Raw genomic sequence first — 13,664 nt, 5'->3', positions numbered from 1 at the left:
AACGTGGTTTCGAACGGAGGATGCCATGACGATGATCACTCGTGACCTGGCCGGCATCGACGACGCCGAGCTGATCGAGGAGTTGTCCATGCTGACGACCCAGACGGCCCGCATGCGGTCGCGGATGGCCGACATCATGTCCGAGCTCGACCGCCGCCGGGGCCGCTGAGTCCCCGCTTCCGGCCGATTGAGCTGCCGGTTGTTGATAGCCTTTGTCGGTCCCGCGCATCCGAGATGCGGGACGACGCAAGAGCCCTCCTGTCACGGAGAGACCGTGACCGCACCAGTCCAAAGGAGGTTGGGACCAGCATGCGTCGTTACGAAGTCATGGTCATCCTCGACCCGAACACCGAGGAGCGCACGGTCCAGCCGTCGCTCGACCAGTTCCTCACCGTGGTGAAGGACGGCGGTGGCAGCGTGGAGAAGGTCGACGTCTGGGGCCGCCGGCGCCTGTCGTACGACATCGCCAAGAAGTCCGAAGGCATCTACGCGGTCATCGACCTGACGGCCGAGCCCGCCACGGTCAAAGAGCTCGACCGGCAGCTGAACCTGCAGGAGTCCATCCTGCGCACCAAGGTCATCCGCCCCGAGGCCCACTGACCGTTCCCCGGTCAGCCCACGACACGTACCGATCTGTAACCGGAGAGCCGCATGGCAGCAGGCGACACCCAGATCACGATCGTCGGCAACCTGGTCGCCGATCCCGAGCTCCGCTTCACCCCGAACGGGCAGCCGGTCGCGACCTTCCGCGTGGCCTCCACCCCTCGCTTCCGCGACCAGCAGTCCGGCGAGTGGAAGGACGGCGAGAGCCTCTTCCTCACCTGCAACGTCTGGCGGCAGGCGGCGGAGAACGTCGCCGAGAGCCTCCAGCGCGGCATGCGGGTCATCGTCCAGGGCCGCCTCAAGCAGCGGTCGTACGAGACCCGCGAGGGTGAGAAGCGCACCGTCTTCGAGCTCGAGGCCGACGAGGTCGGCCCGTCCCTGCGGAACGCCACCGCCAAGGTCAACAAGTCGCAGCGTTCCGGCGGCGGCGGAGGCGGCTTCGGTGGAGGCGGAGGCGGCGGCTATGGCGGCGGCGGCCAGGGCGGCTACGGCGGCGGCGGTCAGGGCGGCGGCTTCGGTGGCGGTCAGGGCGGACCGGGCGGCGGCGGCTTCGGCGGAGGCGGCAACGCGCCGGCCGACGACCCCTGGGCGACCGGGGGCGGCGGTTTCTCCGACGACCCGCCGTTCTAAGCCCCTCCGGGCACCACTCATCATCCGACCGACCATTCCCGCGCGAGCGGGGCTCTCTTCTTAAGGAGCACCACGATGGCGAAACCGGCACCACGCAAGCCGAAGAAGAAGGTTTGCCTGTTCTGCCAGGAGAAGCTCTCCTACGTCGACTACAAGGACACGGCGCTGCTGCGCAAGTTCATCTCCGACCGCGGCAAGATCCGCGCGCGCCGGGTGACGGGCAACTGCACCCAGCACCAGCGTGACGTCGCCACCGCGATCAAGAACGCCCGCGAGATGGCGCTGCTGCCGTACACCAGCACGGCTCGCTGAGAAAGGAGTCACTCTTCATGAAGCTCATCCTGACTCAGCAGGTCTCCGGTCTCGGCGCGCCCGGTGAGGTCGTCGAGGTCAAGGACGGCTACGGCCGTAACTACCTGGTCCCGCGCGGCTTCGCGATCCAGTGGACGCGCGGCGCGGAGAAGCAGATCGACTCGATCCGCAAGGCCCGCGCGGCCCGCGAGATCGCCAGTGTCGAGCAGGCCGAGGCCGTGCGCACCGACCTGCAGAAGCTCAAGGTCCGGCTGCGGACGCGCGCCGGTGAGAGCGGCCGGCTGTTCGGTGCGGTCACCCCGGCCGACATCGCGGGCGCCGTGAAGGCGTCCGGCGGTCCGGAGCTGGACAAGCGCCGCATCGAGGTGAAGAACCCGATCAAGACGGTCGGTTCCCACGAGGTCGCCGTCCGCCTCCACCCCGAGGTGAGCGCGAAGATCTCGCTCGAGGTCCTCGCCGGCTGATCTGAGCTCAGCGCACGTGAAGGGCCGGGTCCCCCTGGGACCCGGCCCTTTCGCGTACCTCAGAGGGGCGTTCCACGTGAAACACCCAATCCGACCTCCTCGCATTCCGCGTCGCGATCACTACGCTAAGCGATCAGTCGTCCACGGGGGGTGGCCGCGATCGTGCGTAAGGGGACGCTGCGCCGGGATGTGCTGCGGGGGATGCTGGGCGTCGTGGCCGCCGATGTCATGATGGCCGGTGCGATGAAGTGGGCGGACGCCGATGTGATGCCGAGGGTGTACACGCGCCGGGAATGGGGCGCGGTGCCGCCGAGACGGCCACCGCGGGTGCTCGACCACCCGCCGGACCACATCATCGTTCACCACACCGCCTCGCCCAACGTGCCCGATATGTCCCGTGCGCATGCGTTCACGCTGTCGCGGCAGATCCAGCGCTACCACATGAAGAACCAGGGCTGGGACGACATCGGAGAGCAGCTGACGATCAGCCGCGGCGGATACGTCATGGAGGGCCGGGCGGCCTCCCTTCCCGCGATCCAGCAGGGACGGCTCGTCGTCGGCGCCCAGTCGCTGCACCACAACAACCACACGATCGGCATCGAGAACGAGGGCACGTACCTCGAGGACGACGTGCCCGGCAGGTTGTGGGCCTCCCTGGTCGACGTCTGCGCGTGGCTGTGCACGGCCTACCGGCTCGACCCGGCCGAGGCGATCGTCGGTCACCGCGACTACAACGACACGGACTGCCCGGGTGACGTGCTCTACCGCCGGCTGCCGCGCCTGCGGGCGGAGGTGGGGCGGGCCCTTGACGACGCGCATCGCACCGAGCCGCCCCCCGGGCCGGACGCCGACCCGCCGTCCGACGAACGACGCCGCCTCACATCCCACCACCACCGCCGCCTGCGCCGCCACGGAGAGTAGGCCGCCCGCCGGCCCGCCGGGCCCTGGGAGTGGCACGTCGGCCGGCCCGCCGAGTCGGCACGGCTACCACGGTTCGGAGGCACGGCGCCGGCCGCGCTGTGGGCTTCGGGAGCAGGCGCCAGGCCGCCTGAGGCTGGAGAGAGGGCGCCGGCCGGGTCACCGGGCCTACGCGTGCGGACGCCGGGGCGGCGGCGTCCGCACGCGGGCGTCGTTCAGGACTCCAGGGTCGAGTAGCAGGCGCGACGGCGGGCGAGCTCGGGATCGATGCCCTCGACGAGGGCCCAGATGCCGGCCACCCGCTCCGCCCACGCGTCCGGCGGAAGGCCGCCGAGGCCCTCGGCCGCCAGGTCGTCGATCGCTCGGGTGAGGCGAGCCAGGCGCTCCCCTTGTGTAGAACACATGTTCGAAGTCTAGCGTCCCCGACCGACACGAGCGTGGATTTCCGCCCTACTGATTACTCACGGGGTGCTCCGAACCAGCGGGCGCAAGCCTCTCGCAGGCCACCGACATCCTCACCGGCCCAGGCCACATATCCGTCGGGCCGTACGAGCACGGCAGCCGCCGGAGCGTCGTCCGCCTTCGCCGCCACGACCTCGACGCGATCGGCCCACGGCCGCGCCGCGTCCCGTACGGCGGATCGGCCGTCGAGGTCGAGCAGCAGCGGGCGCCCGCTCCGCGACAGGCGGGCCACGCTCGTCACCGTGCCGGACACGGTCAGGTCCAGGTCCGGGCAGTAGCGGCCGGCGAGCGGATGGTCGACGGCCACGTCGTACCGCAGATCGAGATCGCCCATGAGGTCGGTGAGCAGCCGGTTGGCCTCCTCGGTCTCGGCGAGGGCGGTGAAGATCTCCCGCAGCGCGTCGACCCGTGGGCCAGGGGCCAGCAGCGCCACCTGCGCCCGCGTGTTGTGCAGAACGCGCGCCGCCGCCGGACGCCGTTCGGTCGTGTAGGTGTCGAGCAGGCCGTCCGGGGCCCACCCGGACACCTCGGCGGCGAGCTTCCAGCCGAGGTTCACGGCGTCACCGAGGCCCAGGGCGATGCCCTGCCCGCCGAACGGCGGATGCACGTGGGCGGCGTCCCCGGCCAGCAGGACCCGGCCGCGACGGTACGCGTCGGCCTGGCGCGTGTTGTCGGTGAACCGGGTGGCGCTGTGGACGGCGGTGACGGTGACCTCGGTGCCCGACAGCCGGCGCAGCGACGCCTGGAGCTCGTCGCGGGTGACCGGTGCGGAGCGGTCGGCGGGCGGCCCGTCGAACTCGACGGCCAGGATCCGCTGTGGCATCGGCCCGCGCGCCAGCAGTCCGTGCTCGGTCCGGTGCCAGCCGAGGGGGAAGAAGTCCGGGTCGTCGACCTCGATGATCGCCTGGTGGCCGGTGGTCACTCCGTCGACGCCGGGGAAGGCGAAGCCGGTGAGCTTACGCACGGCGCTGCGGCCGCCGTCGCAGCCGACGAGCCATCCGGTGCGCAACGCGTACGCGCCCTCGGGGCCTTCGGCCGTGACCGAGACGCCGCCGTCGTCCTGGTCGATACCGGTGAGAGTGTGGCCACGCCGCACGCCGGCGCCCAGATCGAGCGCGTGCTTCTCGAGGGCGGCCTCCAGCACCTGCTGGGCGGCGAAGATCGGCATTCCGGCGGGCCGGGAGCCGCCGCGCAGGATCCACAGCCCGGCGAAGTGCCCTACGACCGGCGTTCCCGTCTTCCCCGTCGTCGCCTGCAGACTCCCGGCTCCGGGCCTCCCGCCGCCCATGAGGTCGGCGAGGGTGGGCTGGTCGCCGAGCAGTTCGGAGATCCCCCGGCGGATGAGGACGTCGGCGCCCCGTCCGGCGACGGCGCCTGCCTTGAGGGTCGGGTCGATCTCGGCCCGCCGTTCGAGGACGACGGTGCGGACGCCCTGCAGACGGAGTTCGCAGGCGAGGAAGAGACCGATGGGCCCGGCACCGGCGATCACCACGTCGTACGGCATGTCGCACTCCTTAACGGCGTTAAATCCTTAACGCCGTTAAGGATCCTTGAACGGTGTTAAATTGTCAACGGGAGGCGATCGATGGCACTGGAACGCGAGACGGTCCTGCGTACCGCCCTGCGGCTGTTGGACGAGGTCGGCCTGGACGGGCTGTCGCTGCGGCGGCTGGCCAAGGAACTCGGCGTCCAGGCCCCCGCGCTCTATTGGCATTTCACGAACAAGCAGGACCTCCTCGACCACCTGGTCGCCTTCGCCCGGGAGGAGGCGGGCGTCTCGTTCGAGCCTCCGCCGGCCGGACAACCGTGGGACCGCTGGCTCGCCGACGGCATGCGGGCTCAGCGCCGGGCACTGCTCGCCCACCGCGACGGCGCGCGTCTCGGGGCGGGGAACCGGCCGCCGCCCGAGGCCTGGCCGCACGTCGAGCGCGCGCTGAGCGTGCTGGTCGAGGCCGGTTTCACCCCCGAGGACGCCCTGCGCGCCGTGATCGTTCTCGGCCACTACGTGGTCGGGTTCGTGCTCGACGAACAGAAGGACCTCGAGCGCCAGGGCGACGCCGGGATCGAGTTCGACCTGGAGCGCTTCCCCGTCATCGCGGCCGCGGGACCCGCCGCCCTGGACCGCGACGCGACGTTCGAGTACGGCCTGCAGCGGATGCTGGACGGCATGCGCGCCCACGTGACGGCCGCGAGAGAGACGCGCCCGGGCCACGAGGACCCGCCGCCGGCGGCCGACGGCGAGGACCGACCGCGCAGACCCTCCGCGACCGACCAGGCGGAGGACTAGCCGCGTACGGCGCCCGCGACCGACCAGGCGTCGGTACGGGCGCGCAGGCCGAGCGTGACCAGCCGAGCGGCCATCCAGACCCCCATCGCCAGCCACAGCGACACCAGGCCGCCGCCCAGCGCGTACGCGAGCCACGCCACGGGCAGGAACGCCGCCGTCTGGATCACGCCCGCCACCGCGAGGTACGCCATGTCACCGGCACCGATCAGCACCCCGTCGAGGACGAAGACCACTCCCGCGATCGGCTGCAACAGTGCGACGATCACCAGCGCGTCGAGGAGCTGGGACCGTACGGCGGCGTCGGCGGTGAACGCGTCCGGCAGCCAGGGCCGTACGGCGAACAGCATCAGCGCGAACACCACCCCGCACGCGACGCCCCATTCGACCATCCGGCGGGTCGCGGCACGGGCGGCCGCGACGTCGCCCGCGCCGAGCTGACGGCCGGTGATGGCCTGCCCGGCGATCGCGATCGCGTCGAGGGCGAACGCCGTGAGCGTCCAGACGTTCGCCGCGATCTGGTGCGCGGCGATCTGGGCGTCCCCGAGGCGGGCGGCGACCATCGTCGCGACGACGAGGACGACGCGCAGGCTGAGCGTGCGGATCAGGAGGCCGACGCCGGCGGTCGCGGACGCCCGCAATCCGCCCAGGTCCGGGCGGAGCAGCGCGCCGTGCCTCCGCGCGCCGCGCAGGACCATGACCACGTACGCGACGGCTCCGCCGGTCTGCGCGAGGACGGTGCCCCACGCCGAACCCGCGATGCCGTACCCGAGCGCCAGCACGAACAGCGCGTTCAGCCCCGCGTTCACGGCGAACATCCCCACCGACACGATCAGCGGCGTCCTCGTGTCCTGCAACCCGCGCAGCACGCCGGTGCCGGCCAGCACGATCAGCATGCCCGGGACGCCGAGGAGACTCACGTGCACGTACGTCTCCGCCTGCGGCGCGACGACCGCCGACGCGCCGAATGCGCGCACGACCATGGGGACGAGCGGCCGCCCGACCACGATCAGCGCGACCCCGATGAGGGCGGCGAGCCAGATGCCGTCGACGCCCTGGCGTACGGCGGCACGGTGGTTGCCGGCGCCCACCTGGCGGGAGACGGAGGCGGTCGTCCCGTAGGCGAGGAAGATGCACAGGTTGACGAGCGTGCCGAGGATCTGCCCGGCGACTCCGAGCGCACCCAGGGAGACCGTGCCCAGGTGACCGACGATCGCCGAGTCGGTGAGGAGGAACAGCGGCTCGGCCACGAGCGCGCCGAACGCCGGGACCGCGAGGCGGAGGATCTCTCGGTCGTACGGGTGTCGGAACGTCATGATGTGCCACTGTAACCGGCAAAGGTGAGTTAACGCTTACTTGATCCTGTGGGTGACCCTGTGGACGACCATCGCCCGAACTTTCTTCCGCCCACAAGGGGTGGATGGAATCTTCGCAGGTCACAGCCGTTATTCGGCGGGGTGATTCGAGTATCCACAGGTTGTCCACAGGCGATGTGCACAGCCGGATCGGCGTGTATGCACAGGTGGTCCACAGCGCCCTCCACAGATCGTTTTGCCTTCGATCCCGGACCGGCCGCAGACTGTCAGTCCCATGGGATAGACGTGGGAGACGTGAGCGTTTGAGGCGGTTGGGGGTGCCGAAATGAGCGTCACCGAGATGCCGTCACACGAGCGGGAGTTCGAGCGAACCCCGCCGCACGACCTCGCCGCCGAGCAGTGCGTCCTGGGCAGCATGCTGCTGTCCCAGACCGCGATCGCCGAGGTCATCGAGATGGTCCAGAGCCGCGACTTCTACCGTCCGGCCCATCAGACCGTCTTCGAGCGGATCCTCGACCTGTACGGCCGGGGCGACCCGGTCGACGCCATCACGGTGAAGGACGAGCTGCTCAAGCGCGGTGAGCTCAGCCGCATCGGCGACGCGCCCTACCTGCACACCCTGGTCGCGTCGGTCCCGACGGCGGCCAACGCCGGCTACTACGCGAAGATCGTCCAGGAGAAGGCCGTCCTGCGGCGGCTGGTCGAGGTCGGCACCCGCATCGCCCAGCTCGGCTACAGCACCGACGGCGCCGACGCCGACGCCCTCCTCGACCGGGCCCAGGCCGAGGTCTACGCCATCGCCGACAAGCGTTCCGGCGAGGACTACTCGCCGCTCAGCGACATCATGCCCGGCGCCCTGGACGAGATCGAGGCGATCGGCAGCCGCGGCGGCCAGATGGTCGGCGTCCCCACCGGCTTCACCGACCTGGACGCCCTCACCAACGGCCTCCATGCCGGGCAAATGATCATCGTCGCCGCACGGCCGGCGATCGGGAAGTGCCTGGCCGGCAGCACGGTGGTCGTGGACGCCCGCACCGGTGATCGCATCCGCATCGACGAGTTCGTCCGGCGTGGGCAGGCCGGTGAGGACCTCCGTGTCCACGCGTTGAACGCCGCTTGGCAGTTCGAGGAGGTCCGGCCGAGCGACTTCCTCGACAACGGAGTCCGTTCAGTCCGGCGGCTCACCACCCAGCTGGGCCGGACGATCGTCGCAACGCCGAACCACCCGTTCTTCACTCTGCGGGGTTGGGTGCCGCTGGAGGAGCTACGGCCAGGCGACCGCATCGCCGCCCCTCGTGAGATCCGGACTCAAGCGGTTGAAAAGTTGCCGGACGCGCTCGTGGCGCTTACCGCGTACCTCATCGGCGACGGATGCCTCACCAGCGCCACGCCCCGGCTCACTGTCTTCGACCCGAAGATCAAAGAGGATGCCGAACACTGGGCGGCGAAGTTCGGGCTCACGGCACGCTCGCTTGCACTGCGGTCATGCCGAGATGAGACGTGCACTGTCACTCCCTCGGACCATCGTCATCCGACCGCGCTCAGTTTCAGCACGCCGGCGGGTCGGCCCAATCCGTTGACGGAGCGTCTCGTGGCCTGGGGCCTCATGGGCCTGGACTCTCACCACAAGTACATCCCGAACGAGGTCTTCCGGCTGTCGGAGCGGCAGATCGCGCTGTTCCTGTCGCGGCTCTTCGCCACGGACGGCTGGGCGTCGGTCGCGGCGTCGAGCCAGCCGCAAGTCGGCTACTGCACCGTCAGTGAGCGGCTCGCCCGCGACGTCGCGCACCTGTTGCTCCGCCTCGGCGTCACGGCGCGCGTCTGCCCGCGAACGGTCGCGTACGAGGGTGAGCGACGCCCGGCGTGGACGGTCTACATCCATGACATCGACCAGATCCGGCGCTTCGCGCAACTGATCGGCATCTTTTCGAAGGAGCGGCAGGTCGAGCGGCTCCTCGAGGTGATCGGCGACCGGGTCGCCAAGCCGAATGTGGACCTGATCCCGGGCGAGATCTGGGAGCAGATCCTCGACGAGATGGGCGACATGCCCATCGCCGAGCTGAGTCGGCGCGCCGGTCGTCCGTCCACTCACAACTGGCACGTCGGGCAGCAACTCAGCCGGCACCGGCTGATGGAGATCGCCAAGGCGCTCGGATCCGCGACCCTCCGCCAGATCGCTGACTCGGACGTCATCTGGGACAAGATCGTTTCGATCGAGGAGGCCGGGCAGGAACGGGTCTATGACTTGACCGTACCGATCTGGCACAACTTCGTGGCGAACGACCTCGTCGTGCACAACTCCACGTTGGCTCTGGACTTCGCGCGGGCGGCGGCGATCAAACATCAGCTGGCGACCGTGGTCTTCTCGCTGGAGATGGGGCGCAACGAGATCACGATGCGCCTGCTGTCGGCGGAGGCGCGGGTCGCGCTGCACGCCATGCGCTCCGGCACGATGAACGACGAGGACTGGACGCGGCTGGCCCGGCGGATGAGCGAGGTGGCCGAGGCCCCGCTGTTCATCGACGACTCGCCGAACATGTCGATGATGGAGATCCGCGCCAAGTGCCGGCGGCTGAAGCAGCAGCACGACCTGCGCCTGGTCATCATCGACTACCTGCAGCTCATGCAGTCCGGCAAGCGGGTGGAGAGCCGCCAGGTCGAGGTCTCGGAGTTCTCCCGGTCGCTGAAGCTCCTCGCGAAGGAGCTCGAGGTCCCGGTCATCGCGCTCTCCCAGCTCAACCGTGGCCCAGAGCAGAGAACGGACAAGAAGCCCATGGTGTCCGATCTACGCGAATCGGGCAGCATCGAGCAGGATGCGGACATGGTCATCCTGCTGCACCGCGAGGACGCCTACGAGAAGGAGTCCCCGCGGGCGGGCGAGGCGGACCTGATCGTGGCCAAGCACCGTAACGGCCCCACCGCCACCGTGACGGTCGCCTTCCAGGGCCACTACAGCCGCTTCGTCGACATGGCGCACTGATCAGAACACCATCGTGAGCAGGTCGGCGAACAGCTCCTGTTCGTCGATCGCGAGCCCACGGTTCGTGAACCACGTGGCCATGTTGTGGCAGTCGCGCATCAGGAAGTCCATGCCCTTCGGGTTGCCGACGATGTCGACGACCTGGGGCAGGTCGATCATCACGATCCGCTCGGCCTGCGCGAGGACGTTGTACGGCGAGAGGTCGCCGTGCGCGAGCCCCGCGCGGGCCAGTTCACGCATGCCGTCGCGGAGCTGCTCGAAGTACACACCGAGCAGCTCCTTCGACGGCCGGACCTGGGCGAGCCGGGGCGCGGCACCGCCCTCCCCGTCGTCGATGAATTCCATCAGCAGCTCGGTGCCGTCCACCTGCACGGGATACGGCACGGGGACGCCGGCCTTCCACAACCGGTTGAGGGCCTCCCATTCGGCGTACGCCCACTGACCGGCCGCGACGCTACGGCCGTGCGAGGTCTTCTTCGCCATCGCCCGGCTGTCGCGGCTGTTGCGGGTACGGCGGCCTTCGACGTACGACGTACTGCGGTGGAAGGACCGGTGTTCCTCGGTGCGGTACCGTTTCGCGGCCAGCAGCGAGGACTTCGCCGGGTTGTCGCCGATGGCTTCGACGGCCCGTTCGAGCAGGAAGACGTCGGCTTCCTTGCCGGTCTTGAGGATGCCGAGCTCGGTGTCGATCGCAGCCTGTTCCGTCACGACCCACGATGGGCGTGGTTCCGGGCCGCGAGAACTCCGCTCGACGTCCAGCCAGGTGGACCACCGCTGATGCGGGCCCAGCTCCTCGTCGACCGAATGGAACGTGAAGGCGAAGGCGCCGGCCGGATCCGGCGGGGACACGTCACCGGAGGCATCGGGCCGACGGGAGTCGAGGCCGGAGAAGGTGTCAGAGAGTTCGTACTCGGAAGACAACGGGTGTGCTCCTGGACAAAGAGGTGGGACTGATGCGGACATGCCGCAGCACAGTGATGGCCATCCGTCAGCCCTCCTTAGTCCAGGCAGCGCTCGCCGCCGCTCGATCGACCCAGCATGGCCCGCCCGTTCCGGACCCCGCAACGTGTTTTCCGGGACTCTCCATGCGCGAAGCGATGAGGGCCGTCGGACCGGTTGGTCCGACGGCCCTGTTCGGCCGGTTCACGGGTTACGCCTTGTTGAAGGTCTTCTTGGCCCAGAGGTAGGACACGGCCGCGATGCCGACGCACCAGGCGGCCGCGATGGCGGCGCTGTGACCGATCGGGGTGCCGAGGAGGAGGCCGCGGACGGTCTCCATGATCGGGGTGAAGGGCTGGTACTCGGCGAACCAGCGGATGGCGGTGGGCATGGAGTCGGTGGGGACGAAGCCGCTGCCGAGGAAGGGCAGCACGACCAGGGGCATCGGGGCGTTGCTGGCGGCCTCGGGGGTCGAGGACTTCAGGCCGAGGGCGACCGCGAGCCAGGTGATGGCCACGACGAACAGGGTCAGCATTCCGATGGCGGCCAGCCATTCCACGGCGGTGGCGTTCGGGCGGAAGCCGATCGCCAGGGCGATGCCGATGAGGACCGCCATGCCGAGGAGCTGCTGGATGACGCTGCCGACGACGTGGCCGGTCAGGACGGAGGCCCGGGAGATCCGCATGGTGCGGAAGCGGGCGATGATGCCCTCGGTCATGTCGGTGGCGACCATGACGGCGGTTCCGGTCGCGGCCGTGGCCGCCGCCATGAGCAGGATGCCGGGGACGACGTAGTTGACGTAGACGTGGCGGCCACCGCCGAGGCCGGCGCCGAGGGTGCCGCCGAAGACGTAGACGAACAGCAGCAGGAGGATGACGGGCGTGATGATCAGCTGCACGGTCATGGACGGGTAGCGGATCAGGCGCTTGAGCTGGCGCCGGATCATGGTGGAGGAGTCGCGCATGGCGAGGGCGAGGGTACTCATCGGACGGTCTCCTTCTGCTGGCCGGTGAGGGTGAGGAAGACGTCGTCGAGGTCGGGGGTGTGGACGCTCATCTCGGCGACGTCGATCGAGTGGTCGTCCAGGAGGGCGAGCAGTTCGCGGATCGAGCGGACGCTGCCGTCGCTCGGCACCTGCAAGGTGAGCGCCTCGGGGTCGGGGACTCCGGCCTCGACGAGGTGACGGGCCGCCTCGAGCAGGTGCGTCCCGGCGAAGGTGAGTTCGATGTGGCCGCCGGGGATGAGCCGCTTGAGCTCTTCGGCGGTGCCTTCGGCGATCAGCCGCCCATGGTCGAGGAGGGCGATCCGGTCGGCGAGCTCGTCGGCCTCCTCCAGGTACTGGGTGGTGAGGAAGATGGTGACGCCGGCGGCGACGAGTTCACGCACGATCTGCCACATGGAGCGGCGGCTGCGCGGGTCGAGACCGGTGGTGGGCTCGTCCAGGAAGATCAGTCGCGGGTCGCCGACCAGGGTCATCGCCAGGTCGAGCCGGCGTTGCATGCCTCCGGAGTAGGTCGAGGCCGGTTTGCGCGCCGCGTCGACCAGGTCGAAGCGGTCGAGCAGTTCGGCGGCCTTGCGCTTGCCGTCCCTGCGGGACAGGTGCTTGAGGTCGGCCATGAGGAGCAGGTTCTCCTCGCCGGTGAGCAGCTTGTCGACGGCCGAGTACTGGCCGGTGACGCCGATCGCGCCGCGTACGTCGTCCGGGCTGCGGGCCAGGTCGTGGCCGGCGACCTGGACGGTGCCGCCGTCGGCCCGGATCAGGGTCGAGAGGATCTGGACGGTGGTGGTCTTGCCGGCGCCGTTCGGGCCGAGCAGGGAGAAGATCGTTCCTTCGGGCACGGCCAGGTCGACGCCGTCGAGCACGACCTTGTCGCCGTAGGACTTGCGCAGCCCGTTCGCCGCGATGGCCAGGTTCGTCATGACGCTGCTCCTTGGAGGCTGCTGATCAGAGGCTGCGGGCGGTGATGTCGCCGTTGGAGGTGGTGGCGTGGATGTCGAGTTCGGTGGTGCCGTCGTTTTTGAGGGTGTTGGTGATGCGGCCGTTGGGGGTGCCGGCGTCGAGGGCGGCGGAGATGCCGGTGGCGGCGCCGATGGTGATGTCGCCGGAGTGGGTGGCGAGGATGACCTTGCCGCCGGTGGCTTCGGTGATGTGGATGTCGCCGCCGGCGGTGGTGATGTCGGCGGGGCCGTTCAGGCGGCCGATCTGGATGTCGCCGTCGGTGGCGGTGAGGCGCAGGCTGGCGGTTTCGTCGAGTTTGGTGTGGCGGTAGGCGCCGGTGAAGGTGACGTCGCCGAGGCGGCCGACGGTCCGTAGTTCGGTGGCGGCGGCCTTGCCCTCGACGCGGGAGCCGGCGGGCAGTTGGACGGTGACCTCGATGGATCCGGAGGGGCCGAGGATCTGGTTGTTCGCCGGGAGCTGGATGCGCAGGACGCCGTCGGCGTAGGTGACGGTGGTCTGCTCGGCGGCTTTGACGTCGCGGCTCTTGGAGGGGTTGGCGGGCAGGACCTGGACGGTGGTGTCGGTGCGGTCGGCGGCGATGATCTGCACGCGTCCGGCGGGGATGTCGATGGCGGTGGTGATCGGGGTGGGGGTGTCGTACTTCTGCATGGTGTGCTCCGTGCGGCTCGTTGTTTCGAACAACGCAAACGCTACGTTGCTTTTCCGATCTCCTCAACAACCTCGTTGCGCCTTCGATACATCGGTGCAGCTCGCGCGCAGGAAATCATTGCAATGGAGCTGGCTTCAACGCAACATT

The 13,664-nt window shown here is 69.6% G+C and carries 15 protein-coding genes; 8 read left to right on the top strand and 7 right to left on the bottom strand.

Features of this window, described 5'->3' with window-relative positions; genetic code table 11:
• Positions 1-25: 25 nt before the first annotated feature.
• The 6 genes from NE234_RS17045 (at position 26) to NE234_RS17020 (ending at position 2,930) form a co-directional block, all read left to right on the top strand.
• The gene (locus tag NE234_RS17045) at positions 26-169 is read left to right on the top strand and encodes a hypothetical protein (protein WP_252781268.1); all 144 of its coding nucleotides are present in this window, start codon (positions 26-28) and stop codon (positions 167-169) included.
• A gap of 140 nt (positions 170-309) precedes the next feature.
• Positions 310-600: a 30S ribosomal protein S6 gene (gene rpsF / locus NE234_RS17040; RefSeq protein WP_252781267.1), complete on the top strand. Its 291-nt coding sequence runs from the start codon at positions 310-312 to the stop codon at positions 598-600.
• A 51-nt stretch (positions 601-651) separates the two neighbouring features.
• A complete protein-coding gene (locus NE234_RS17035; protein WP_252781266.1) occupies positions 652-1,233 on the top strand; it encodes a single-stranded DNA-binding protein in 582 nt (193 codons plus the stop codon).
• A 75-nt stretch (positions 1,234-1,308) separates the two neighbouring features.
• Positions 1,309-1,545: a 30S ribosomal protein S18 gene (rpsR, locus tag NE234_RS17030; protein ID WP_252781265.1), complete on the top strand. Its 237-nt coding sequence runs from the start codon at positions 1,309-1,311 to the stop codon at positions 1,543-1,545.
• 17 nt (positions 1,546-1,562) lie between these two features.
• Positions 1,563-2,009 (top strand): 50S ribosomal protein L9, encoded by a 447-nt coding sequence (rplI, locus tag NE234_RS17025; RefSeq protein WP_252781264.1) that lies wholly within the window; start codon positions 1,563-1,565, stop codon positions 2,007-2,009.
• A 162-nt stretch (positions 2,010-2,171) separates the two neighbouring features.
• Positions 2,172-2,930: a peptidoglycan recognition protein family protein gene (locus NE234_RS17020; protein ID WP_252781263.1), complete on the top strand. Its 759-nt coding sequence runs from the start codon at positions 2,172-2,174 to the stop codon at positions 2,928-2,930.
• A 212-nt stretch (positions 2,931-3,142) separates the two neighbouring features.
• Here the strand turns inward: NE234_RS17020 and NE234_RS17015 are convergent, their stop codons facing one another.
• Together NE234_RS17015 and NE234_RS17010 are read right to left on the bottom strand one after the other, a co-directional pair.
• Complete coding sequence (locus NE234_RS17015) at positions 3,143-3,331, bottom strand: hypothetical protein (protein ID WP_252781262.1); 189 nt, start codon at positions 3,329-3,331, stop codon at positions 3,143-3,145.
• Between the two features lie 53 nt (positions 3,332-3,384).
• Positions 3,385-4,893: an FAD-dependent monooxygenase gene (locus NE234_RS17010; protein WP_252781261.1), complete on the bottom strand. Its 1,509-nt coding sequence runs from the start codon at positions 4,891-4,893 to the stop codon at positions 3,385-3,387.
• Between the two features lie 81 nt (positions 4,894-4,974).
• Here NE234_RS17010 and NE234_RS17005 point away from each other — a divergent pair, with 81 nt between their 5' ends.
• On the top strand, positions 4,975-5,676 hold the full coding sequence (locus tag NE234_RS17005) for a TetR/AcrR family transcriptional regulator C-terminal domain-containing protein (RefSeq protein WP_252781260.1): 702 nt from the start codon (positions 4,975-4,977) through the stop codon (positions 5,674-5,676).
• Here NE234_RS17005 and NE234_RS17000 read toward each other — a convergent pair.
• A complete protein-coding gene (locus NE234_RS17000) occupies positions 5,673-6,989 on the bottom strand; it encodes an MATE family efflux transporter (protein ID WP_252781259.1) in 1,317 nt (438 codons plus the stop codon). The genes NE234_RS17005 and NE234_RS17000 overlap by 4 nt on opposite strands.
• 325 nt (positions 6,990-7,314) lie before the next feature.
• Between NE234_RS17000 and dnaB the strand changes: the two genes are divergently transcribed.
• A complete protein-coding gene (gene dnaB / locus NE234_RS16995) occupies positions 7,315-9,969 on the top strand; it encodes a replicative DNA helicase (protein ID WP_252781258.1) in 2,655 nt (884 codons plus the stop codon).
• Here the strand turns inward: dnaB and NE234_RS16990 are convergent, their stop codons facing one another.
• The 4 genes from NE234_RS16990 to NE234_RS16975 form a co-directional block, all read right to left on the bottom strand.
• Positions 9,970-10,890, bottom strand: a complete 921-nt coding sequence (locus NE234_RS16990) for a serine protein kinase RIO (RefSeq protein WP_252781257.1) — start codon at positions 10,888-10,890, stop codon at positions 9,970-9,972.
• Between the two features lie 229 nt (positions 10,891-11,119).
• A complete protein-coding gene (locus tag NE234_RS16985; protein ID WP_252781256.1) occupies positions 11,120-11,893 on the bottom strand; it encodes an ABC transporter permease in 774 nt (257 codons plus the stop codon).
• On the bottom strand, positions 11,890-12,828 hold the full coding sequence (locus NE234_RS16980; protein ID WP_252781255.1) for an ATP-binding cassette domain-containing protein: 939 nt from the start codon (positions 12,826-12,828) through the stop codon (positions 11,890-11,892). The genes NE234_RS16985 and NE234_RS16980 overlap by 4 nt, the downstream gene beginning before the upstream one ends.
• Before the next feature lie 25 nt (positions 12,829-12,853).
• Positions 12,854-13,516 (bottom strand): DUF4097 family beta strand repeat-containing protein, encoded by a 663-nt coding sequence (locus NE234_RS16975; RefSeq protein WP_252781254.1) that lies wholly within the window; start codon positions 13,514-13,516, stop codon positions 12,854-12,856.
• Between the last annotated feature and the right edge of the window lie 148 nt (positions 13,517-13,664).

Source organism: Actinoallomurus rhizosphaericola (assembly GCF_024055675.1).
Classification (GTDB): Bacteria; Actinomycetota; Actinomycetes; order Streptosporangiales; family Streptosporangiaceae; genus Actinoallomurus; species Actinoallomurus soli.
Note: the sequence above shows the minus strand (reverse complement) of the source record. Positions and strands in the feature narration are given on the sequence as shown.